Here is a 21,945-nt window from a genome sequence, read left to right as displayed (position 1 = left end):
TTGAAGCCAATGTGCGGGTTTTGCTGCATCTGCACAATCCCGCTTCGCGTCAACGCTGCCATGCAGCATCCGCATGGCTAGACCGGCATGGCGCGCATCTCTTGCGCCGCGCCGCCCGAAAAGCGGGCGGTTCGCGAACAGCGCCTTGCGCTTGACGCCGTTCTGCCCGAGTTGTCGCTGAACCGTCACAGGAGCCGACCATGACCCCGAACCGCGATGCCATCCTTGCCGCACTGGACCGGATCGAGGTTCCGGGCGGAACGCTCGTGTCCCGCGACATGGTGCGCGCGCTGGTCGTGGAGGGGGACACCGTCCGCTTCGTGATTGAGGCGGCCTCGGCCGAGCAGGCGCGCTTGATGGAGCCTGTGCGGGCGCGCGCGCAGGCGGCGCTTGAGACGGTGCCGGGCGTGCGCTCCGCCTCGGTCGTGCTGACGGCCGAGGCACCGGCCCCGAAGCTGAAGCTGGGCCGCCATCCCACGCCCGATCAGGGGCCGCAGGCCGTGCCGGGCGTCCGGCGGATCATCGCCATCGGTTCGGGAAAGGGCGGGGTGGGCAAGTCCACCGTATCGTCGAACCTTGCGGTGGCGCTGGCGCGGCAGGGGCGGCGGGTCGGGCTGCTGGACGCCGACATCTACGGCCCGTCCCAGCCGCGCATGATGGGCGTGTCGAAGCGCCCCGCATCACCCGACGGCAAGACGATCATCCCGCTGAAGGCGCATGGCGTCACGATGATGTCCATGGGCCTGATGGTGAAGGAGGAAGAGGCCATCGTCTGGCGCGGCCCCATGCTGATGGGCGCGCTGCAGCAGATGCTGGGCCAGGTGGCGTGGGGAGAACTGGACGTCCTTCTGGTCGACCTTCCGCCGGGCACGGGGGACGTGGCGATGACCCTGTGCCAGCGCACCGTGCTGGCAGGCGCCATCGTGGTGTCCACGCCGCAGGACGTGGCGCTTCTGGACGCGCGCAAGGCGCTGGACATGTTCCGCCGCCTTGACACCCCCGTTCTGGGCCTGATCGAGAACATGAGCCTGTTCGTCTGCCCGAACTGCGGCCACGAATCCCACATCTTCGGTCATGGCGGCGTGGCCGCCGAAGCGGCCCGGCTGGCGGTGCCCTTCCTGGGGGAACTGCCGCTGGATCTGTCGGTGCGACTGGCAGGCGACGCCGGCACGCCAGTTGCGGCCGGTGAAGGACCTGTGGCGGAGGCCTATGTCCGGCTGGCACAGCGGCTGATTGCGGATGACGTCGCCTGACCGGGATGTGATCCGGGACAAGCTGGGACGAACGGGATTTTCCGGGACGCTGGCTTTGAAATGAGAATCACGAACGCGCGAGACCGCAGGGCAGCCCGGGAAACCTGTGGCGGCCTTGCTTCACCGCCTAGGCATAAGCGAGTTTCGGCACATCGGTTGGGATGGGCTGGGCAAAGCCAAGACGCACAACATGTGGACCTAAAGTAAGCACGAATAGCTAAATGTTGAAGCATCTCGCGCCTAAGCCGGGATTCTCAGCCGGCATGGACCCTTGCAGTCACAAAATGTTCCGAAATCCCGCCCACTTTTTTCCTTTACGTCCCACCTCATCCCATGTCATCCCTGTTCTCACGACGACGAGGGCGGCAGTTGAACAGGGGCGGACAAAGACCCCGAAACGGCAAGAACCTTTCAGGTTTCATACAGGCAACCGCTTTCGTCACCAAAAACAGATCCGGCGCGCGGCCGAGCAGTCATCCCCCGAGGTGGGCGCGCGCAGCTGGACACCCAGCGATGGGACAGACCGGCGGATCGGGCAGTGGCAGCCGCTCGATCCGCCGTTTTCCGTTCAGGGATCCCCCCTGAACATGAAGGCAGGATGCGGGTGTGTCGGAAGCGTTCAGAGGCGAGTTCAACCAGAAGGTTGACGCAAAGGCGCGGGTCCTGATCCCCGTCGCCTTTCGCCGCGTGCTTCAGGACGGTGACCCGCTGGCCAAGGAAACCAACCGCCCGCGCATCGTGATGGTTTATGGCGACGCGCGCCGTCGGTTCGTCGAATGCTACACCATGGCCGAGATGGCGCTGCTGGAGCAGAAGATCCTCGTACTGCCCGCAGGCTCGCCCCAGCGCCGCATCCTGGAGCGCAACTACATCACCCTGTCCGCCACGATCGAGGTGGACGAGGATGGCCGCATCGTCCTGCCGCCCAAGGTCCGCGACAAGCTGGGCCTGTCCGCCGACGCCATCAAGGCTACGGTGGAGGCGGTGTTCGCTGGCACGCTCAACACCTTCCAGATCTGGACCCGCGACGCCTTCGACGAAGAGCTGGCCGCCCGCGAGGAAGAGGAGCTGGCCCTTCTGGAGGGCGGTGTCGACATGCTGACCCTGTTGCAAGGCTGATTATGGACGCCCCCCACGTTCCCGTTCTTCTGACCCCGCTGCTGGCGGCGGTGGCCCCGGTGTCCGGCCTGTGGCTGGACGGCACCTTTGGCGCTGGCGGCTACACCCGCGGCCTGATCGGGGCGGGGGCCGATCATGTCATCGGCATCGACCGCGACCCGCTGGCGCTGGAGATGGCGGCGCAGGCCGACTGGGGCGGCAAGGTCACGCTGGTCGCGGGCACCTTCTCGGAACTGGACGCGCATGGCCCGCTGGACGGGGTGGTGCTGGATCTGGGCGTGTCCTCCATGCAGCTGGATCTGGCCGAGCGGGGCTTTTCCTTCATGAAGGACGGCCCCCTGGACATGCGGATGAGCCAGGACGGCGAATCCGCGGCCGATCTGGTGAACACCGCCACCGACACGGTTCTGGCCGACATCCTGTATCATTTCGGCGAGGAGCGGGCCTCGCGCCGCATTGCGGGCGCCATCGTCCGCGCCCGGGCGGAGCGGCCGATCACCACGACCCTGCAACTGGCCGAGATCGTGGCGAAGTGCCTGCCGCGCCCGAAACCGGGGCAGAGCCATCCCGCCACCCGGAGCTTCCAGGCGCTACGGATCGCGGTGAACACCGAATTCGACCAGCTGGTGCTGGGGCTGGAGGCGGCGGAACGTGCGTTGAAGCCCGGCGGCAAGCTGGCCGTCGTGACCTTCCATTCGCTGGAAGACCGCATTGTCAAACGCTTCTTCCAGCACCGGTCGGGGCAGGAATCGCAGGCCAACCGCTACGCCCCCGCCGTGCAGACCGAAGCGCCGCGCTTCGTGCCGCTGACCAAGCGCGCCATCGGCCCGGACGAGGATGAGCTGGCGGTGAACCCGCGCTCCCGTTCCGCCAAGCTGCGGGTGGGGCAGCGGACGGACGCGCCCGCCGGGCGCACCGACCCGTCCGTGCTGGGCGTTCCAACGCTGCCGAAGAAGGGGGGGCGCTGATGCGTCCGCTTCTTTACATCACCAGCTTTCTGGGCGTGATGTTTCTGGCGTTCTGGGCGTATCGCGAAAACTACACCACGCAGAACATGCTCAAGGACGTGACGTCGCTGAACCGCCAGATCGCGGATCTGCGCGGGCGGCTGGCGATGCAGAATGCCGAATGGGCCTTCCTGAACCGCCCCGACCGGTTGCAGGATCTGGTCAACGCCAATTTCGACCGCCTTCAGCTTCTGCCGATGACTGCCGCCCAGTTCGGCGGGCCCGAGCAGGTGACCTATCCGCCCGAACCCCTGTTCGGACTGACCATCGACCCCAACGCCGCGCAGGATGAGCTGATCCCATGATCCGAGTGCCGCTTCGCCCGCTTGCCCGCATCCTTTCCGCCCGTCAGGTGGGGGGCGATCCCGACTCGATCGAGCGGGAGAACCTGCGCCTGCGCCACGAAAGCATGCGCGACCGCGCCCGCACGCGGGCCGAAGGGCGGCTCCTGTTCATGGGCCTTGCCTTCTTTATGATCTTCATGGTGATCGGCGTGCGGATGGGCCTTCTGGCGTCTGACGAACCCACCGAACCGCGCCTGGCCCTTCCGGGGCACGAGATTTCGGCCAACCGCGCCGACATCGTGGACCGCCGCGGCCGGATCCTCGCCACCAACATGCAGACCTACGCGCTGTACGCCCACCCGCAGGACATGGTCGATCCGCATCACGTGGCCGTGGAACTGGGTAAGGTGTTCCCCGAAATGGACGCCGCCGCGCTGGAGCGCCGCTTCACCGACGGGCGGAAGTTCATGTGGATACGCAAGAAGCTGTCGCCCGAACAGATGCAGGCTGTGCACGACATCGGCGATCCGGGCCTGCTATTCGGCCCGCGCCAGATGCGCCTTTATCCCAACGGAACGCTCGCCTCGCACGTGCTGGGCGGGGCGACGTTCGGGGCCGAAGGCGTCGCCTCGGCCGAGGTGATCGGCATGGCGGGGATCGAGCGGTTCGAGGACGCGCGCCTGCGCGATCCGGCCCATCCCGAACCCATGGCCCTGTCGCTGGACATGACGCTGCAGCAGGCGGTCACCGACGTGCTGGACGCCGGCATGAAGATGATGAACGCCAAGGGCGCCGCCGCCGTCCTGATGGATGTGAAGACGGGCGAGGTGCTGAGTCTGGTGTCCTTGCCGGACTTCGACCCGAACGACCGGCCCGCCCCGCTTCTGACCGGCGATCCCGGCGACAGCCCGCTGTTCAACCGCGCGGTGCAGGGGGTGTACGAGCTGGGGTCCACCTTCAAGATCTTCACGGCCGCGAATGCGATCCAGCTGGGGCTGGTCACACCCGACACCATCATCGACGGCAACGCGCCGCTGATCTGGGGCAAATACCGCATCAACGAATTCGAAGGCCACAACTACGGCATGCAGACGGTGGCGGAGGTGATCCAGCATTCCTCGAACGTCGGCACCGCCCGCATCGCGCTGGAGATCGGGGCCGAGCGGCAGAAGATCTTCATGCGTTCGCTCGGCTTGTTCGATCCTTCGCCGATCGAGTTGGTGGAGGCGCCGGGCGCCAAGCCCATCGTGCCCCCCCGCTGGCCCGAGATCGTGACCATCACCACCTCCTACGGCCACGGCATTGCGGCCAGCCCGATGAACCTGGCCGCCGCCTACGCCACCATCGCCAATGGCGGGGCCAAGGTGACGCCGACCCTTTTGAAGCGCGAAGGGGAGGTGCATGGCGAACAGGTCCTGTCGCCCGAAGTGGCGGCGCAATCCGTGCACATGCTGCGGCTGGTGGTGACAAAGGGCACGGCCAGCTTCGCGCGCATCCCCGGCTATCCCGTGGGCGGCAAGACCGGCACGGCCGACAAGCCCAACCCAAATGGCGGGTATTACCACGACCGGGTGGTGAACACCTTCGCCTCGGTCTTTCCCACCAACGATCCCAAATACGTTCTGGTGGTGACTTTGGACGAACCGTCCGACAACACCCTGGCCAAGCCGCGCCGGTCGGCGGGCTGGACGGCCGTTCCGGTCGCGGCCGAGGTGATCCGCCGCGTCGTCCCCCTTCTGGGCCTGCGCCCGACCGAGGAGACGGACGAGCCTGCGCCGGAACTGACCGCCAACGTGGAATGACGGAGGCCGCATGGCACGACCGACCAAATCCCTGGCCGATCTTGGCCTGACCGCCCGTGGCGGCCGTGAGGCGCGGATCGCGGGCCTTGCCGTCGACAGCCGGCAGGTGCGCGACGGCTTTCTGTTCGCGGCCCTTCCCGGCAGCCACGCGCATGGCGCCGATCACGTGCCCATGGCGCTGGAACAGGGCGCGGCCGCCATCCTGACCGACGCCGCCGGGGCCGCCGGCATCGGTGCGGCCGACATCGCCGTGATCGTGGCCGAGGATCCGCGCCAGTCGCTGGCGGGGGCGGCGGCCCTGTGGTTCGGCGCGCAGCCCGCGACGATGGTCGCGGTGACGGGCACCAACGGAAAGACCTCGGTCGCCAGCTTTGCGCGCCAGATCTGGACGCGGCTGGGCCGCGCCGCCATCAACATCGGCACCACCGGGGTGGAAGGAGCCTGGACTGCCCCGTCGCCCCACACCACGCCCGAACCCATCACCCTGCACCGCCTGCTGGCCGAGGCCGCCCATGCCGGCGTGACGCATGCCGCGATGGAGGCATCCTCGCACGGGCTGGACCAGCGACGGCTGGACGGGGTCCATCTGAAGGCCGCGGGGTTCACGAACTTCACGCAGGACCATCTGGATTATCACCACACGTTCGACGCGTATTTCGACGCCAAGGCCGGTCTCTTCACCCGCCTGCTGCCGCCCGACGGGGTGGCCGTGGTTAATCTGGACGATCCGCGCGGGATGGATGTGGCGCGGCTGGCGGCCGAACGTGGCATCGCCACCATGGGCGTGGGCACGTCCGACAAGGCCGACCTGCGCATCCTGGCCCAGCGCTTCGACGCCACGGGACAGGATCTGCGGCTGCACTGGAAGGGCGTGGCCCACCAGGTGCGCCTGAACCTGATCGGCGGCTTCCAGGCCCAGAACGTGACGCTGGCCGCCGGCCTTGTCATCGGGGCCGGGGCACCCGCGCGCGACGTGTTCGACGTGCTGCCCGACCTAACGGGGGTGCGCGGCCGGATGCAGCTGGCCGCCACGCGCCGCAACGGTGCGGCCGTCTACGTGGATTACGCCCACACCCCCGACGCCATCGCCACCGCGCTGAAGGCCCTGCGCCCCCACGTGATGGGCCGCATCGTCGTCGTGTTCGGCGCGGGCGGCGATCGCGACCGCACGAAGCGCCCGCTGATGGGCGCGGCGGCGGCCGAACATGCCGACATCTGCATCGTCACCGATGACAACCCCCGGTCCGAGGATCCGGCTGCCATCCGCGCCGCCATTCTGGACGCCTGTCCCGAAGCGACCGAGGTGGGCGACCGGGCCGAGGCGATCCTGCGCGGCGTGGACGCGCTGGGCCCGGGCGACGCGCTTCTGATCGCGGGCAAGGGGCACGAAACCGGACAGATCATCCGGGGCGACGTCTTCCCCTTCGACGATGTCGAACAGGCCTCCGTCGCCGTGGCGGCGCTGGATGGGGTCATATGACCCCGCACGTGACCTCAACCCAAGGAAAGGCGCGGAACCCCCTGGTTCCGATGCAAGGCTGATGACCGATACACCGCTCTGGACCTCCTCCGAGGCTGCGACCGCCACGGGCGGACGCACTGGCGCATGGGACGCGACCGGCGTGTCCATCGACACGCGCACGCTGGCGCCGGGCGATCTGTTCGTGGCCCTGACCGATGTGCGGGACGGCCACGACTTCGTGGCGGCGGCGCTGGCCAAGGGTGCTGCGGCGGCCTTGGTATCGCGCGTGCCGGAAGGGGTGTCCGAAGGCTCGCTTCTTCTGGTGCCGGACGTGCTGCAGGCGCTGCGCGATCTGGGCGCCGCGGCGCGTGCTCGGACGAAAGCGAAGGTGATCGGGGTCACCGGCTCGGTCGGCAAGACCTCCACCAAGGAGATGTTGCGGGCGGCCTTGTCGGGGCAAGGCCGTGTCCATGCGGCCGAGGCCAGCTACAACAATCACTGGGGCGTGCCGCTGACGCTGGCGCGCATGCCCGTCGACACCGATTTTGCCGTGATCGAGATCGGGATGAACCATCCCGGAGAAATCGCCCCGCTGGCGCGGCTGGCCGATCTGGACGTCGCGATGATTACCACCGTCGCGCCCGCGCATCTGGCGGCCTTTGCCGACGTGAAGGAGATCGCCCGCGAAAAGGCCGCGATCTTCGACGGGTTGCGCCCGGAGGGCGTTGCGGTGCTGCCGGCGGACCTGGACGTGACGCCGGTGCTGTTGGCGGCGGCGCAGGGGCATGACGTGCGCACCTTCGGCACCGAGGGCGATTACCGTGCCTGCGACATCCAGGCGGCGGAACACGCCACCGTGGTGCGCTTCGCCCATCGGGGGGAGGAGCGTCTCTTCAAGGTCGCCACCCCGGGTCGGCATTTCGCCATGAACGGGCTGGGCGTGCTGGCGGTGGCGGACGCGCTGGGGCTGGACCCCGCGCTGACCGCGGCCGATCTGGGCCGCTGGCGCCCGCCGGCCGGGCGCGGCACGCGCGAACGGATCGTGCTGGACGCGGTGGACGACCTGTTCTTCGATCTGGTGGACGACGCCTTCAACGCCAACCCCGCCTCGGTCGCGGCCAGCCTGGATCTGGTGGCCGTGATGCGCCCGCAGGACGGGATGGGCCGCGTGGGCAAGGGCCGCCGCGTCGCCGTTCTTGGCGACATGCTGGAGTTGGGAGAGACGGAGGCCGCCCTTCACGCCGCCATCGCCGCCCATCCGGCCATCGCCGCCTTCGATTGCATCCACTGCGTCGGCCCCCGGATGCAGGTTCTGCACGAGGCGCTTCCCCGCCGACAGCGGGGGGAGTGGGTCGCCGATGCGCAGGATCTTGCTGCGCAGGCCCGCACGCTGGTCGATGCCGGCGACATCGTGCTCGTCAAGGGATCGAAGGGCATCAAGGTCAGCCTCGTGGTTGACGCGCTGCGCAAACTGGGGCAGGGCACGCACTCTTTGGAACAAGGGTTGGACTGATGCTCTCTCTGCTCACGCAACTGTCGGACGGCGGGGACGTCTTCAACCTGTTCCGCTACATCACCTTCCGAGCGGGGGGCGCGTTCTTCACCGCCCTGATCTTCGGCTTCCTGTTCGGGCGTCCGCTGATCAACTTCCTGCGGATCAAGCAGAAGAAGGGCCAGCCGATCCGTTCGGACGGGCCGACGACGCACTTTTCCAAGGCGGGAACGCCGACGATGGGAGGGTTGCTGATCCTGACCTCGCTGGTGGTGTCGACGCTTTTGTGGGCGCAGCTGTCCAACCCTTACGTCTGGATCGTGCTGCTGGTCACGCTGGCCTTCGGGCTGATCGGCTTTGCCGACGATTACGCCAAGGTCACGAAGCAGACGACCGCGGGCGTGTCAGGCCGGGTGCGCATGGCGCTGGGCCTGCTGACGGCGCTTCTGGCAACGCTGGCGGCCGCGTATTTCCACCCCGAAGGCCTGACGGGCGAACTGGCGCTGCCCTTTGTCAGCACGATGATCGACCTTGGCGTCTTCTTCATCCCGTTCGGGATGCTGGTGATCGTGGGATCGGCCAACGCCGTGAACCTGACCGACGGTCTGGACGGACTGGCGATCATGCCGGTTATGATCGCGTCCGGCACGCTGGGGGCGATCGCCTACGCCGTGGGCCGGGTCGACTTCACCACCTATCTTGGCATCCACTACGTGCCGGGCACGGGGGAACTCCTGATCTTCGTGGCGGCCCTCATCGGCGGCGGCCTCGGGTTCCTGTGGTACAACGCGCCGCCCGCCGCCGTCTTCATGGGTGACACCGGGTCGCTGGCCCTGGGCGGGGCGCTGGGCGCCATCGCCGTCTGTGTCAAGCACGAGATCGTGTGGGCCATCGTCGGCGGCCTCTTCGTGGTGGAGGCGCTGTCCGTCATCATCCAGGTCCTCTACTTCAAGAAGACCGGCAAGCGCGTGTTCCTGATGGCCCCGATCCACCATCACTTCGAAAAGAAGGGCTGGGCCGAGCCGCAGATCGTCATCCGCTTCTGGATCATCTCGCTCATCCTCGCGCTGATCGGGCTGGCCACGCTGAAGGTGCGTTGATCTCCCCCCTCCCGCGCCGCATGGTGCGGGCAAACGGCGAAGGGGTGATCAGATGATTCCGGTTCAGGGTTACGCAGGGCGGAAGGTCGCGGTTCTGGGGCTGGGCCGGTCCGGCCTTGCCACGGCGCATGCGCTGGTCGCGGGCGGGGCGGAACCGCTGGTCTGGGACGACAGCCCCGAAGCCCGCGCCCGCGCGGAAGGGGAGGGGTTCATCCCCTTCGACCTGACCCACAATTCCGCCTTTGACGATGTGGCGGTGCTGATCGTCAGCCCCGGCATCCCGCACCTGTATCCCGTGCCGAACAAGGTCATCGCCCGCGCGCTGGAACGGGGCGTGCCAGTGGACAACGACATCGGCCTGTTCTTCCAGTCCTTTGCGACGAGGGACTGGGACGCGTTCGACCAGATGCCGAAGGTGATCTGCGTCACGGGATCCAACGGCAAATCCACCACCACCGCCCTGATCCACCACATCGTGGAGGAGGCCGGCCGCCCCGTGCAGATGGCCGGCAACATCGGCCGCGGCGTGCTGGATCTGGACCCCGCGCAGGATGGCGAGGTGATCGTGCTGGAACTCTCCAGCTATCAGACCGAACTCGCGCGGGCGCTGACGCCTGACGTGGCGGTGTTCACCAACCTGTCGCCGGACCATCTGGACCGCCATGGCGGGATGGGGGGCTATTTCGCGGCCAAGCGGCGGCTGTTCACCCAAGGGGGCCCTGACCGCTGCGTGATCGGCGTGGACGAGGTGGAGGGCCGGTTCCTTGCCAACCAGCTGTCCGTCGCGCCCGAGGATGACCGCGTGATCCGCATCTCGGTCGAAGGGAAGCTGGAAGGCTTCGGCTGGTCCGTCTTCGCCCGCAAGGGGTTCCTGAGCGAGTGGCGCAAGGGGAGGCAGGTCGCCTCGCTGGACCTGCGGGCCATGACGGGACTGCCGGGGGCGCACAACCACCAGAACGCCTGCGCCGCCTATGCCGCCGCCCGGACCCTTGGCCTGAACCCGCGCCAGATCGAAGCGGCGCTGGCCTCGTTCGCAGGTCTGCCGCATCGCAGCCAGCTGGTGGGGGAACGGGGCGGCGTGCGCTTCGTCAACGATTCGAAAGCGACCAACGTGGACAGCGCGGCCAAGGCCCTTCAGGCCTTCGGGCGCATCCGCTGGATCGCCGGCGGCATGGGCAAGGACGGCGGCATCGCCGCCCTTCAGCCGCATCTGGGATCGGTGGTGAAGGCCTATCTGATCGGCCATTCCGCGCGCGATTTCGCCCTGCAACTGGGCGACGCCCCGCACGAGATCTGCGAGACGATGGAGCGGGCCGTAGAACGCGCCGCGGTCGAGGCGGAACCGGGCGACGTGGTCCTTCTGGCCCCCGCCGCCGCCAGCTTCGACCAGTACCCCAATTTCGAGAAGCGGGGTGAGCATTTCACCGCCCTCGTGGCCGGTCTGGGCTGAGGTTTCCGCTGGTCAGACGCGCGGGCTTGCGCTACGCTTTGTCACAGACCCGGAAAACCGGGCATGGCAGTGACAGGCAGTTTCCATGACAGAAATGGTTCATGGCGCGATTCCCGCCCGGGCGTCGGAGCCGGTTCTTCCCCGTTGGTGGCGGACCATCGACAAGTGGTCCCTGACCTCCATCTTCGTGCTGTTCGGCCTGGGGCTGCTTCTGGCACTGGCGGCGTCGGTTCCGCTGGCGACGCGCAACGGGCTGCCGCAGTTCTATTACGTCGAACGCCAGATGTTCTTTGGGGGAATGGCAATGGTCGCGATGGTGACCATTTCCATGATGTCGCCCGACATGGTGCGCCGCCTGGGCGTCCTCGGGTTCGCCCTGTCCTTCGTCGCGCTGGTCTTCCTGCCCTTCGCAGGCACGGATTTCGGCAAAGGGGCGATCCGGTGGTACAGCCTCGGCTTCGCCTCGTTCCAGCCGTCGGAATTCCTGAAGCCCGGCTTCATCATCGTCGCCGCCTGGCTGATGGCCGCGGGGCAGGAGATCAACGGCCCGCCCGGCAAGCGCATCAGCTTCGTTCTGCTGATCGTGATCGCGGGCTTCCTGTCGATGCAGCCCGACTTCGGCCAGACCGCCCTGATCCTGTTCGGGTGGAGCGTGATCTACTTCGTCGCGGGCGCGCCGATGGTGCTGATCCTCAGCTTCATGGGGGCGATCGCCTTTGCGGGCACGCTGTTCTACGAAAGCTCCGAACACTTCGCGCGGCGGATCGACGGCTTCCTGAACCCCGAGCTCGACCCCCGCACCCAGCTGGGCTATGCCGCCAACGCCATCATCGAGGGCGGGTTCTTCGGCGTCGGCGTGGGCGAGGGGCAGGTGAAATGGTCGTTGCCCGACGCGCATACCGACTTCATCATCGCCGTCGCGGCCGAGGAATACGGCCTGATCCTCGTCCTCTGCATCATCGCGCTCTATGCCACCGTCGTCGTGCGCAGCCTGTTCCGCCTGATGCGCGAACGTGATCCCTTCATCCGCCTGGCGGGCACGGGGCTGGCCTGCATCTTCGGCGTGCAGGCGATCATCAACATGGGGGTGGCGGTGCGCCTGCTGCCCGCCAAGGGGATGACGCTGCCCTTCGTCAGCTATGGCGGATCGTCCGTCATCGCGGCCGGGATCACCGTGGGCATGCTGCTGGCCCTGACCCGCACCCGCCCCCAAGGCGAAATCGGCGACATCCTGTTCAAGCGGAGCCGTTGATGGACGCGACACCGGAAAGCCCCCTCCTGCTGATCGCGGCAGGGGGGACCGGCGGGCATATGTTCCCTGCACAGGCGCTGGCCGAGGCGATGATCGCCAGGGGCTGGCGCGTCAAACTTTCCACCGACGAACGTGGCGCCCGCTATGCCGGCGGGTTCCCCGCGGCGGTGCCGGTGGAACGGGTGGCCTCGGCCACCTTTGCCCGTGGTGGGGCGTTGGCGAAGGCGGGCGTGCCGTTCCGCATCGCGCAGGGGGTCTGGGCGGCGTATCGCAAGATGCGCCGCGACCGTCCCGCGATCGTGGTGGGGTTCGGCGGCTATCCTTCGATCCCCGCGCTGACGGCGGCGGGAATGTTGCGGCTGCCGCGCGTGATCCACGAACAGAACGGCGTGCCGGGGCGGGTGAACCGCATCTTCGCGCCGAAGGTGAACAAGGTCGCCTGCGGCATCTGGCCGACGGACCTGCCCAAGGGCGTGAAGGCCATCCACACCGGCAATCCCGTGCGCCAAAGCGTGCTGGATCTGGCCGCCGCCCCTTACGCAGCGCCCGAAGGGCTGCTGCAGGTCCTCGTGATCGGCGGAAGCCAGGGCGCGCGCGTTCTGTCGAAGATCGTCCCCGACGCCTTCGGCCGCCTGCCGCGCGCGCTGCGCGAACGCCTGCGCATCAGCCATCAGGCCCGGGCCGAGGACGCCGACGCTGTCATCCGCTCCTACCGCGACAGCGCGATTATGGCCGAGGTGCGTCCTTTCTTCGACGACGTGCCCCAGCGGATCGCCGCGGCGCAACTGATCATCTCGCGCGCGGGGGCCAGTTCCATCGCCGACATCACGGTGATCGGCCGTCCGTCGATCCTGATCCCCTTCGCCGCCGCGGCGGGCGACCACCAGACGGCGAACGCGCGTCCGCTGGTGCAGGGGCAGGCGGCGTCGATCCTGCCCGAGGCGCAGCTTGACGCCATCACGCTTTCCGAACACATCACCGCCATCCTGAACCAGCCCGAGGCCGCGCGCCGCATGGCCGCCAAGGCGCTCGCCCTTGGCCGGCCCGATGCCACCGAGCGGCTGGTCGAGGTGGTGGAAGCCCTGAGGACCAAATGAACGCTGCAACCAAGCTGCCGGGAGAACTCGGCCCCATCCATTTCGTCGGCATCGGCGGCATCGGCATGTCCGGCATTGCCGAGGTTCTGATGACCCTTGGTTATTCGGTGCAGGGCAGCGATTCCAAGGCGTCGAAGATCACGGACCGGCTGGTGGAACTGGGCGCGACCTTCTTCGAGGGCCAGCGGGCCGAGAACATCGGCGAGGCGGGGGTGGTCGTCATCTCCTCCGCCATCAAGAAGGGCAACCCCGAGCTGGAGGAGGCGCGCCGTCGCCAGCTTCCCGTGGTCCGTCGGGCCGAGATGCTGGCCGAGCTGATGCGCCTGCGGTCGAACATCGCCGTCGCCGGAACGCATGGCAAGACGACGACCACGACGATGGTGGCCACGCTGCTGGACAAGGGCGGCTTCGATCCGACCGTGATCAACGGCGGCGTGATCCACGCCTATGGCTCCAACGCGCGGGCCGGGGCGGGGGAGTGGATGGTGGTGGAGGCGGACGAGAGCGACGGCTCGTTCAACCGTCTGCCCGCGACCATCGCCATCGTGACCAACATCGACCCCGAGCATATGGAGCATTGGGGCAGCTTCGACGCGCTGAGGAAGGGCTTCCACGACTTCGTGTCGAACATCCCGTTCTATGGTCTGGCCGTCTGCTGCACCGATCACGCCGAGGTTCAGGCGCTGGTCGGCCGCGTGACGGACCGCCGCATCGTGACCTTCGGCTTCAACGCGCAGGCCGATGTGCGCGCGATCAACCTGCGCTATGAAAATGGCATCGCCCATTTCGACGTGGCCCTTCAACAGGAGGGCGCGGTGATCGAGGGCTGCACCCTGCCGATGCCGGGCGACCACAACGTGTCGAACGCGCTGGCGGCCGTGGCCGTCGCCCGACACCTTGGCATGAAACGGGCCGAGATCCGGGAGGCGCTGGCTGCCTTCGGCGGCGTCAACCGCCGCTTCACCAAGGTGGGGGAGCCGGGCGGCGTCACCATCATCGACGATTACGGCCACCACCCGGTGGAGATCGCGGCCGTGCTGCGCGCCGCGCGTCAGGCCACGAAGGGCCGTGTCATTGCCGTCCACCAGCCGCACCGCTATTCCCGCCTGCATTCGCTGTTCGACGATTTCTGCACCTGCTTCAACGAGGCCGACGTGGTCGCCATCGCCGACATCTATGCGGCGGGGGAGGATCCGATCGAGGGGGCCGGGCGCGACGATCTCGTCGCCGGTCTGATCGCCCACGGCCACCGCCACGCCCGCGCCATCCTGTCCGAGGACGACTTGGAGCGGCTGGTCCGCGAACAGGCCCGTCCCGGCGACATGGTGGTCTGCCTTGGCGCGGGCACAATCTCCACTTGGGCGAACGCGCTTCCGGCGAGGCTGGGATGATCGCGGCCCTTCCCGCGGCGCTGTGGTTCCTGTGCGCCTTCGCCCTGCATCGGCGTTCCAATCCGACCGTCGGCTGGGCCCTGACCTTGTCGGGCATCCCGATGCTGGGGCTGGTGACATGGCAGGCCGGGCCGCTTTGGGGGCTTCTGGCCTTGGCGGTTGCGTTGATCCTGCTGCGGACGCCGTTCCGCACGCTGCGCACCCGGGCGCGGAGGGCGTTCGGATGATGCCGCAGGTGCGTGGAACGCTGACGCAGGATCGCCGCATGGCCGATCTGACCTGGCTGCGTGTGGGCGGTCCGGCGGACTGGTTCTTCCAGCCGGCGGATGAGGCGGATCTGGCGGACTTCCTTGCGGCGCTGGATCCGGCCGTGGCCGTGTTTCCCATGGGGGTCGGGTCGAACCTGATCGTCCGCGACGGCGGGTTGCGCGCCGTGGTGGTCCGGCTGGGCCGCGGCTTCAACGGGATCCGCGTGGAGGATGGGCGCGTGATCGCCGGGGCGGCCGCGCTGGACGCCCATGTGGCGCGCAAGGCCGCGGAGGCGGGGCTGGACCTGACCTTCCTGCGCACCATTCCGGGCAGCGTCGGTGGGGCGGTGCGGATGAACGCGGGCTGTTATGGCAGCTATGTGGCGGATCATCTGGTGGAGGTGCGCGCCGTCTCTCGCGACGGGCGCGCCGTGACGATCCCGGCGGCGGACCTGCATCTGCGCTATCGCCATTCAGACCTGCCCGAAGGCTGGGTGCTGGTGGAGGCGACGTTCCGGGCCGAGAAGGGCGATCCCGCCGCGCTGGCCGCCAGGATGGACGAACAGATCGCCAGACGCGACGCTTCCCAGCCGTCGAAGGAAAGGAGCGCGGGGTCGACCTTCCGCAATCCCGCCGGTCGATCCTCCACCGGGCTGCCGGACGACACGCACGAGATGAAGGCCTGGAAGGTCATCGACGACGCCGGAATGCGGGGCGCAACCTTGGGTGGAGCGCAGATGAGCCAGAAGCATTCCAACTTCCTGATCAACACCGGAGGGGCGACGGCCGCCGATCTGGAGAATCTGGGCGAAATGGTCAGAAAGAGGGTTTCCGAAACCTCTGGTCTTGCATTAGAGTGGGAAATCATGCGGGTCGGAGAATCCGCTGAAAAATAACGAAGAATTAACAGCCGGTTAACGGTTGGGACCAGAGGCAGTGAAATGGCGGAGTTGTCTGGAAAGACAGTCCGCAAGGTTGCCGTTTTGATGGGTGGCCCCTCGGCCGAACGCGAGGTGTCTCTTGTCTCCGGGCGCGCATGCGCGGCAGCCCTGCGGGAAGCAGGATACGAGGTGGCCGAGCTTGAGGCCGGCCCGGATCTGTCCGCACGTCTGGTCGAGATCGCCCCCGACGTCGCGTTTAACGCCCTGCATGGCCGCTGGGGCGAGGATGGCTGCGTTCAGGGCATCCTTGAATGGCTGCGCATCCCCTATACCCATTCGGGCGTGCTGGCCTCGGCGCTGGCGATGGACAAGAGCCGGGCAAAGGACGTCTACCGCGCCGCCGGGTTGCCCGTGGTCGAAAGCGTCTTGGCCGAGCGTGCGCGGGTGGAGGCGGAGCATGTGCTGCCGCCGCCCTATGTGGTGAAGCCGAACAACGAGGGCTCCTCCGTCGGCGTCTACATCGTGCACGAGGCGGCCAACGCGCCGCCGAAGCTGTCGGACGCGATGCCGGCCACCGTGATGGTCGAAACCTATGCCCCGGGGCGGGAGATGACGGTCAGCGTTCTGGGCGACCGCGCCCTGTGCGTGACCGACATCGTGACGACCGGCTGGTACGACTACGACGCCAAGTACACGACGGGCGGATCGCGGCACGTGGTGCCCGCGCAGGTTCCGGACGCGATCCGTAACGCCTGCCTGTCCTTTGCCCTGCGCGCGCATGAGGCGCTGGGCTGCCGCGGCCTCAGCCGCACCGATTTCCGCTGGAACGAAGCGCGGGGTCTGGATGGGCTGGTGCTTCTGGAAACCAACACCCAGCCGGGCATGACCCCCACCTCTCTTTCGCCCGAACAGGCGGCGCATTGCGGCATGTCCTTTGCCTCCCTCTGCGACTGGCTGGTGAGGGACGCGTCGTGCAATCGATGAGCCGTCCTCCGCACCGCGATCCGGCGCCCAGCCGTCTGGCCTATCGCGTGCAGCGGATGATGCTGACGCCCATCTACCGCAGGATGCTGCGCTTCGGGCTGCCGCTTCTGGCGCTGGCGCTGGTTCTGCTGATCGCGCTGGGCAGCGCGGACCGCCGCGCGGCCATCGCCGCCTCCTTTGCAGGCTTGGTCGAATCCGTCCAGCAACGCCCCGAATTCATGGTGAACCTGTTCCGCGTGGACGGGGCATCCCCCATGCTGGCCGAAGCCATCCGCCGCATGATGGACCTGAAGCTGCCCCAAAGCTCGTTCGATCTGGATCTGACCGGTCTGCGGGACCGCGTGATGCAGCTGGACGCCGTGCAGGACGTCGACCTGCGGGTGGAACCGGGCGGCGTGCTGGCCGCGCATGTGACCGAACGCGTGCCGGTGGCCGTCTGGCGGTCCGGCCCGAACGTGGAGCTTCTGGACGCCACGGGCCACCGCGTGATGCTGGTGGGGGAACGGAACGACCGGTCTGACCTGCCGCTGATCGCGGGGCGCGGCGCCAACAAGGCGATGCCCGAAGCGGCGGCCCTGATGGTGGCCGCCGCGCCGATCATGCCGCGCGTGCGCGGCTTCGTTCGTATGGGGGAACGCCGCTGGGACATCGTGCTGGACCGTGGCCAGCGCATCCTTCTGCCGGTGGAGCAGCCGGTGGCCGCGCTGGAGCGTATCCTGGCGCTGGACAAGGCGCAGGACCTGCTGGCGCGCGACGTGACCGCGATAGATTTTCGACTGAAAGAGCGCCCCGTGCTCCGACTCTCGCCCCATGCGGTGGCCGAGCGTCAGGCCGCGCGCGGCCAGGATTGAGACGAGGGCGCCGATGACCGATCTTTACCAATCCCAGCGTGCCATGCGGAACATGCGCCGCGCCGCCATCCAGAGGGGCGTGATCGCCATTCTGGACGTCGGATCGACCAAGATCGCCTGCCTGATCCTGCGCTTCGACGGCCCCGACCGTCTGCGCGATCACGACGGGGTGGGGTCCATGGCGGGTCAAAGCCAGTTCCGGGTGATCGGCGCGGCCACGACGCGGTCCCGCGGCGTCCGCTTTGGCGAGATCAGCGTGATGAACGAGACGGAGCGCGCGATCCGCACCGCCGTGCAGGGCGCCCAGAAGATGGCCAACGTGCGGGTGGATCACGTGATCGCCACCTTCTCGGGCGGGGAGCCGCGCAGCTATGGCTTGGCGGGGGAGTGGGAGTTGCAGGATTCGGTCGTGACCGAACAGGACGTGGCCCGCGTCCTGTCGGCCTGCGACGTGCCCGACATCGGCCCGGGGCGCGAGGTGATGCACGCCCAGCCCGTGAACTTCGCGCTGGACCATCGCACCGGCCTTGGCGATCCGCGCGGGCAGATCGGCAATCGCCTTGCCTGCGACATGCACATGCTGTCTGTGGATGCGGGAACGATCCAGAACCTCCTCTACTGCATCAAGCGCTGCGATCTGGAACTCGCCGGGATCGCGTCCTCAGCCTATGTCGCGGGCGTGTCGAGCCTGGTGGAGGACGAGCAGGAACTGGGCGCGGCCTGCATCGACATGGGCGGCGGATCGACCGGCCTGTCCATCTTCATCAAGAAGCACATGATCTATTCGGACTCGGTCCGGATGGGCGGCGATCACGTCACGCTCGACATCTCCAAGGGCCTGCAGATCCCGCTGGCGCAGGCCGAGAAGATCAAGGCGACCCATGGCGGCGTGTACGCCACGGGGATCGATGACCGCGAGATGATCTCCATCGGCGCCGACACGGGCGACTGGGACAAGGACAGCCGCACCGTCAGCCGGACCGAGCTGATCGGCATCATGCGCCCGCGGGTCGAGGAAATCCTGGAGGAGGTGCGCGCCCGTCTGGACGCCGCCGGCTTCGACCACCTGCCCAGCCAACAGATCGTGCTGACGGGCGGTGCCAGCCAGGTGCCGGGGCTGGACGGGCTGGCCGCCCGCATCCTGGGCCAGCGTGTCCGTCTGGGCCGCCCGCTGCGCGTGCAGGGCTTGCCGCAAGCGATCACGGGGCCGGCCTTTGCCTCGGCCGTGGGGCTGTGCCTGTTTGCCGCCCACCCGCAGGACGAGTGGTGGGACTTCGAGATCCCGAGCGAACGCTACCCCGCGCGGTCCTTCAAGAAGGCGATCCGCTGGTTCCGCGAGAACTGGTGACAAAGGCGGGGCAGGGCGGCGAGATGCCGCCGACACCCTGCAAATCAAGGTCCGGTCCGGGGGAATGCCGCTTTTTCGGGTGACGTTCGGCGCGTCAAAGTCTAGGATCGGCCACAAAGCATCGGATAGGCACCCTCGAATGGTGCCGCGGACACTGAACACAGGCGGAAAGTCATGCGTCTCACCTTGATGAACGACCAACAGGAAGAACTGAAGCCGCGCATTACCGTGTTCGGCGTAGGTGGCGCGGGCGGCAACGCCGTCAACAACATGATCGAGAAAATGCTGGAAGGCGTGGAGTTCGTGGTCGCGAACACCGACGCCCAGGCGCTGCAGCAAAGCAACGCCACGGCGAAGATCCAGATGGGCATGAAGGTCACCGAAGGTCTGGGCGCGGGCGCGCGCCCCTCGGTCGGCGCCGCCGCCGCCGAAGAGACGATCGAGGAGATCATCGACCATCTGGCCGGCGCGCACATGTGCTTCATCACCGCCGGCATGGGCGGCGGCACGGGCACGGGCGCGGCCCCGATCATCGCGCAGGCCGCGCGGGAACTGGGCGTGCTGACGGTGGGCGTCGTGACCAAGCCCTTCCAGTTCGAGGGCAACAAGCGGATGCGCCAGGCCAATGAAGGGATCGAAGCCCTTCAGAAGGTCGTGGACACGCTGATCATCATTCCGAACCAGAACCTGTTCCGTCTGGCCAACGACCGCACGACCTTCACCGAGGCCTTCGCGATGGCCGACGACGTCCTGTATCAGGGCGTGAAGGGCGTGACCGACCTGATGGTGCGTCCGGGCCTCATCAACCTCGACTTCGCGGATGTGCGCGCCGTGATGGACGAGATGGGCAAGGCCATGATGGGCACGGGCGAGGCCGAGGGCGACGACCGCGCGAAGCTGGCCGCCGAAAAGGCGATCGCCAACCCGCTGCTGGACGAAGTCAGCCTGAAAGGCGCCAAGGGCGTCCTGATCAACATCACCGGCGGCTACGACCTGACGCTGTTCGAACTGGACGAGGCCGCCGAGGCGATCCGCACGCAGGTCGATCCGGACGCGAACATCATCGTCGGCTCCACCCTGGACACGACGATGGAAGGGCGCCTGCGCGTGTCGGTCGTCGCCACCGGCATCGAGGCGAAGCCGCAGGAAGAGCCGGCTCCGGCCCGCCGCCCGCTGTCCCAGCCGCTGACCCAGTCCACCCCTAAGGTGGAGGAGCGTCCGGCCCCCGTCGCCGCGCGTCCCGCGCCGGCCCCGCAGCCCGCGCCCCAGCCGGTGCAGCGCGCCGTGTTCGAGCAGCCGCAGGACGACATGATGCCCGAGGCGGACGACATGCCGCCGCCGGCCTACCGCCCGCAACCGGCGGCGCAGGCCCCGGCACCGCAGCCGCGCGTGCAGCGTGCCGCGCCGCAGGTGCAGAACGATGCGTCCAGCTTCGTCGCCCCGCGCGCGCGTCCCGCCACCGGCCAGCCGGGCACCCCGTCGCCGGAAACGCTGGCCCGCTTGGCCGCGGCCGTGCAGAAGGCCCCGCCGCGCGGAACGCCCGGCCCGCAGCAGCGCGCGGCCCAGCCGGCCCCGCAGCAGCCGGCGCAGCGCCCCGCCGCGCCGGCGGAAAAGCCGCGTTTCGGCATCGGTTCGCTGATCAACCGCATGGCTGGCCACGGCGAGCAGCCCGAACCCCGTCCGCAGCCCCGCGCCCAGCAGCAGGTTGCCTATGACGAGGAGCCGGAGGCGAGTCCTGATCAGGAGCGGATCGAGATCCCTGCGTTCCTTCGACGTCAGGCGAACTGAACATTTCACCCAGCGCAAGAAAACCCGGCCACTGGCCGGGTTTTCCGTTCTTGATCAGTAACTTGTCCATGTGATACTTCATGTCACACAGCGTCACAAAGAGTGAATTGAGAAGCGGCGGATCATTTCTTAATTAAACGTTTGTGCCGCAACGCGTTGTGGCAAGAACGAAGAAAGGTCCCGTCATGCAACGCACGCTGAAATCTGCCGTCAGCTTCACCGGTCTGGGTCTCCACACCGGACGCGCCGTTCGCATGATCGTTCGTCCGGCTTCGGCCGACTATGGGATCTGGTTCCGCCGCACCGACCTCACCTCGGGCGATACGCTGATCCCGGCCCGCTGGGACGCCGTGATCCCGTCGAAGCTGTGCACGCTTCTGGAAAACCCGGAAGGGGCCAGCGTTTCCACGGTGGAGCACATCATGGCCGCCTTGGCCGGCTGCGGCATCCACAACGCGCTGGTGGAGATTGACGGGCCGGAAGTTCCGATCCTGGACGGGTCGGCCGCCATCTTCGTGGACCGTTTCCTGGCCGCCGGTCTGCGCGAACAGATGGTGCCCGTGCGCGCCATCCGCATCCTGCAAACGGTTGAAGTGCAGGATGGCGCCGCCGTCGCCCGGCTGGAGCCGTCGGAGATGCTGGAGATCAATTTCACCATCGACTTCGCCGAACAGGCCATCGGGCATCAGGAAAAGCACCTGAACATGTCCAACGGCGCCTTCGTGCGCGAGCTTTCGGACAGCCGCACCTTCTGCCGCAAGGCCGATGTGGACGCGATGCGCGCCAATGGTCTGGCCCTTGGCGGCACGATGGACAACGCCGTGGTGTTCGACGGGGACCGCGTCCTCAGCCCCGGTGGCCTGCGTCACGCCGACGAACCTGTGCGCCACAAGATGCTGGACGCGCTGGGCGATCTGGCGCTGGCGGGGGGGCCGATCCTTGGCCGTTATACCGGGACCCGCGCGGGCCATGCGATGACGAATCGCCTGCTGCGCGCCCTGTTCGCCCGCCGCGACGCCTGGAAGATGGTGGAGTGCGGCCCCATGACCGGATTGAAGCTTCCGGGCATGGGTGTAGTGCGCGCCGATCTGCCCGCCGTCGCCTGAAAGGCGTTTTGCCACCCGGATTTTTCTATG

At 67.8% G+C, this 21,945-nt stretch carries 19 protein-coding genes; all 19 read left to right on the top strand.

Annotation, left to right across the window (positions count from 1 at the left end; all coding sequences use genetic code 11):
* The first annotated feature begins 200 nt into the window (after positions 1–200).
* The 19 genes from PIJ50_RS00260 to lpxC all read left to right on the top strand — a co-directional run bounded on the left by PIJ50_RS00260 (position 201) and on the right by lpxC (position 21,915).
* The gene (locus PIJ50_RS00260; protein ID WP_271971682.1) at positions 201–1,253 is read left to right on the top strand and encodes an Mrp/NBP35 family ATP-binding protein; all 1,053 of its coding nucleotides are present in this window, start codon (positions 201–203) and stop codon (positions 1,251–1,253) included.
* A gap of 606 nt (positions 1,254–1,859) precedes the next feature.
* On the top strand, positions 1,860–2,372 hold the full coding sequence (gene mraZ, locus PIJ50_RS00255; protein ID WP_271971681.1) for a division/cell wall cluster transcriptional repressor MraZ: 513 nt from the start codon (positions 1,860–1,862) through the stop codon (positions 2,370–2,372).
* A 2-nt stretch (positions 2,373–2,374) separates the two neighbouring features.
* Entirely contained in the window at positions 2,375–3,340 is a 966-nt protein-coding gene (rsmH, locus tag PIJ50_RS00250; RefSeq protein ID WP_271971679.1) for a 16S rRNA (cytosine(1402)-N(4))-methyltransferase RsmH, read from the top strand.
* The gene (gene ftsL, locus PIJ50_RS00245; protein ID WP_271971677.1) at positions 3,340–3,684 is read left to right on the top strand and encodes a cell division protein FtsL; all 345 of its coding nucleotides are present in this window, start codon (positions 3,340–3,342) and stop codon (positions 3,682–3,684) included. The genes rsmH and ftsL overlap by 1 nt, the downstream gene beginning before the upstream one ends.
* Positions 3,681–5,465 carry a peptidoglycan D,D-transpeptidase FtsI family protein gene (locus tag PIJ50_RS00240; protein ID WP_271971675.1) on the top strand — a complete coding sequence of 595 codons (1,785 nt, stop codon included), beginning with the start codon at positions 3,681–3,683 and terminating at the stop codon, positions 5,463–5,465. Before ftsL ends, PIJ50_RS00240 begins: the two co-directional genes overlap by 4 nt.
* 10 nt (positions 5,466–5,475) lie before the next feature.
* Entirely contained in the window at positions 5,476–6,945 is a 1,470-nt protein-coding gene (locus tag PIJ50_RS00235) for a UDP-N-acetylmuramoyl-L-alanyl-D-glutamate--2,6-diaminopimelate ligase (RefSeq protein ID WP_271971673.1), read from the top strand.
* Positions 6,946–7,006: 61 nt separating this feature from the next.
* Positions 7,007–8,440, top strand: a complete 1,434-nt coding sequence (locus PIJ50_RS00230; RefSeq protein ID WP_271971671.1) for a UDP-N-acetylmuramoyl-tripeptide--D-alanyl-D-alanine ligase — start codon at positions 7,007–7,009, stop codon at positions 8,438–8,440.
* Positions 8,440–9,519, top strand: a complete 1,080-nt coding sequence (gene mraY / locus PIJ50_RS00225) for a phospho-N-acetylmuramoyl-pentapeptide-transferase (protein ID WP_271971669.1) — start codon at positions 8,440–8,442, stop codon at positions 9,517–9,519. Before PIJ50_RS00230 ends, mraY begins: the two co-directional genes overlap by 1 nt.
* Positions 9,520–9,571: 52 nt before the next feature.
* A complete protein-coding gene (murD, locus tag PIJ50_RS00220) occupies positions 9,572–10,969 on the top strand; it encodes a UDP-N-acetylmuramoyl-L-alanine--D-glutamate ligase (RefSeq protein WP_271971668.1) in 1,398 nt (465 codons plus the stop codon).
* Positions 10,970–11,054: 85 nt separating this feature from the next.
* Positions 11,055–12,221, top strand: a complete 1,167-nt coding sequence (locus PIJ50_RS00215; RefSeq protein WP_271971667.1) for a peptidoglycan glycosyltransferase FtsW — start codon at positions 11,055–11,057, stop codon at positions 12,219–12,221.
* Entirely contained in the window at positions 12,221–13,318 is a 1,098-nt protein-coding gene (gene murG / locus PIJ50_RS00210; RefSeq protein ID WP_271971666.1) for an undecaprenyldiphospho-muramoylpentapeptide beta-N-acetylglucosaminyltransferase, read from the top strand. The genes PIJ50_RS00215 and murG overlap by 1 nt, the downstream gene beginning before the upstream one ends.
* On the top strand, positions 13,315–14,709 hold the full coding sequence (murC, locus tag PIJ50_RS00205) for a UDP-N-acetylmuramate--L-alanine ligase (protein WP_271971664.1): 1,395 nt from the start codon (positions 13,315–13,317) through the stop codon (positions 14,707–14,709). The genes murG and murC overlap by 4 nt, the downstream gene beginning before the upstream one ends.
* Positions 14,706–14,936, top strand: coding sequence for a DUF2484 family protein (locus PIJ50_RS00200; RefSeq protein ID WP_271971662.1), 231 nt, complete (start codon positions 14,706–14,708; stop codon positions 14,934–14,936). The genes murC and PIJ50_RS00200 overlap by 4 nt, the downstream gene beginning before the upstream one ends.
* Complete coding sequence (murB, locus tag PIJ50_RS00195; protein ID WP_271971660.1) at positions 14,933–15,853, top strand: UDP-N-acetylmuramate dehydrogenase; 921 nt, start codon at positions 14,933–14,935, stop codon at positions 15,851–15,853. Before PIJ50_RS00200 ends, murB begins: the two co-directional genes overlap by 4 nt.
* 45 nt (positions 15,854–15,898) lie before the next feature.
* A complete protein-coding gene (locus tag PIJ50_RS00190; RefSeq protein WP_271971659.1) occupies positions 15,899–16,822 on the top strand; it encodes a D-alanine--D-alanine ligase in 924 nt (307 codons plus the stop codon).
* Positions 16,819–17,673: a cell division protein FtsQ/DivIB gene (locus PIJ50_RS00185; protein ID WP_271971658.1), complete on the top strand. Its 855-nt coding sequence runs from the start codon at positions 16,819–16,821 to the stop codon at positions 17,671–17,673. The genes PIJ50_RS00190 and PIJ50_RS00185 overlap by 4 nt, the downstream gene beginning before the upstream one ends.
* Before the next feature lie 13 nt (positions 17,674–17,686).
* Positions 17,687–19,021, top strand: a complete 1,335-nt coding sequence (gene ftsA, locus PIJ50_RS00180) for a cell division protein FtsA (RefSeq protein WP_271971656.1) — start codon at positions 17,687–17,689, stop codon at positions 19,019–19,021.
* A 174-nt stretch (positions 19,022–19,195) separates the two neighbouring features.
* On the top strand, positions 19,196–20,809 hold the full coding sequence (gene ftsZ, locus PIJ50_RS00175) for a cell division protein FtsZ (protein WP_271971654.1): 1,614 nt from the start codon (positions 19,196–19,198) through the stop codon (positions 20,807–20,809).
* A gap of 185 nt (positions 20,810–20,994) precedes the next feature.
* Entirely contained in the window at positions 20,995–21,915 is a 921-nt protein-coding gene (gene lpxC / locus PIJ50_RS00170) for a UDP-3-O-acyl-N-acetylglucosamine deacetylase (protein ID WP_271971652.1), read from the top strand.
* Positions 21,916–21,945: the final 30 nt, after the last annotated feature.

This window comes from Falsirhodobacter sp. 20TX0035, from assembly GCF_028307215.1.
Lineage (GTDB): Bacteria > Pseudomonadota > Alphaproteobacteria > Rhodobacterales > Rhodobacteraceae > Falsirhodobacter.
This window is presented reverse-complemented; position numbering and strand designations above follow the sequence as displayed.

Excerpts from the sequence above, each read along its gene's own strand:
- murD (WP_271971668.1), top strand. The coding sequence starts at position 9,572 with ATGATTCCGGTTCAGGGTTACGCAGGGCGGAAGGTCGCGGTTCTGGGG.
- ftsL (WP_271971677.1), top strand. The coding sequence starts at position 3,340 with ATGCGTCCGCTTCTTTACATCACCAGCTTTCTGGGCGTGATGTTTCTG.
- PIJ50_RS00215 (WP_271971667.1), top strand. The coding sequence starts at position 11,055 with ATGACAGAAATGGTTCATGGCGCGATTCCCGCCCGGGCGTCGGAGCCG.
- murB (WP_271971660.1), top strand. The coding sequence starts at position 14,933 with ATGATGCCGCAGGTGCGTGGAACGCTGACGCAGGATCGCCGCATGGCC.
- PIJ50_RS00185 (WP_271971658.1), top strand. The coding sequence starts at position 16,819 with ATGAGCCGTCCTCCGCACCGCGATCCGGCGCCCAGCCGTCTGGCCTAT.
- murC (WP_271971664.1), top strand. The coding sequence starts at position 13,315 with ATGAACGCTGCAACCAAGCTGCCGGGAGAACTCGGCCCCATCCATTTC.
- PIJ50_RS00200 (WP_271971662.1), top strand. The coding sequence starts at position 14,706 with ATGATCGCGGCCCTTCCCGCGGCGCTGTGGTTCCTGTGCGCCTTCGCC.
- PIJ50_RS00235 (WP_271971673.1), top strand. The coding sequence starts at position 5,476 with ATGGCACGACCGACCAAATCCCTGGCCGATCTTGGCCTGACCGCCCGT.
- lpxC (WP_271971652.1), top strand. The coding sequence starts at position 20,995 with ATGCAACGCACGCTGAAATCTGCCGTCAGCTTCACCGGTCTGGGTCTC.
- ftsZ (WP_271971654.1), top strand. The coding sequence starts at position 19,196 with ATGCGTCTCACCTTGATGAACGACCAACAGGAAGAACTGAAGCCGCGC.
- PIJ50_RS00190 (WP_271971659.1), top strand. The coding sequence starts at position 15,899 with ATGGCGGAGTTGTCTGGAAAGACAGTCCGCAAGGTTGCCGTTTTGATG.
- PIJ50_RS00260 (WP_271971682.1), top strand. The coding sequence starts at position 201 with ATGACCCCGAACCGCGATGCCATCCTTGCCGCACTGGACCGGATCGAG.
- PIJ50_RS00230 (WP_271971671.1), top strand. The coding sequence starts at position 7,007 with ATGACCGATACACCGCTCTGGACCTCCTCCGAGGCTGCGACCGCCACG.
- rsmH (WP_271971679.1), top strand. The coding sequence starts at position 2,375 with ATGGACGCCCCCCACGTTCCCGTTCTTCTGACCCCGCTGCTGGCGGCG.
- ftsA (WP_271971656.1), top strand. The coding sequence starts at position 17,687 with ATGACCGATCTTTACCAATCCCAGCGTGCCATGCGGAACATGCGCCGC.
- murG (WP_271971666.1), top strand. The coding sequence starts at position 12,221 with ATGGACGCGACACCGGAAAGCCCCCTCCTGCTGATCGCGGCAGGGGGG.
- mraY (WP_271971669.1), top strand. The coding sequence starts at position 8,440 with ATGCTCTCTCTGCTCACGCAACTGTCGGACGGCGGGGACGTCTTCAAC.
- PIJ50_RS00240 (WP_271971675.1), top strand. The coding sequence starts at position 3,681 with ATGATCCGAGTGCCGCTTCGCCCGCTTGCCCGCATCCTTTCCGCCCGT.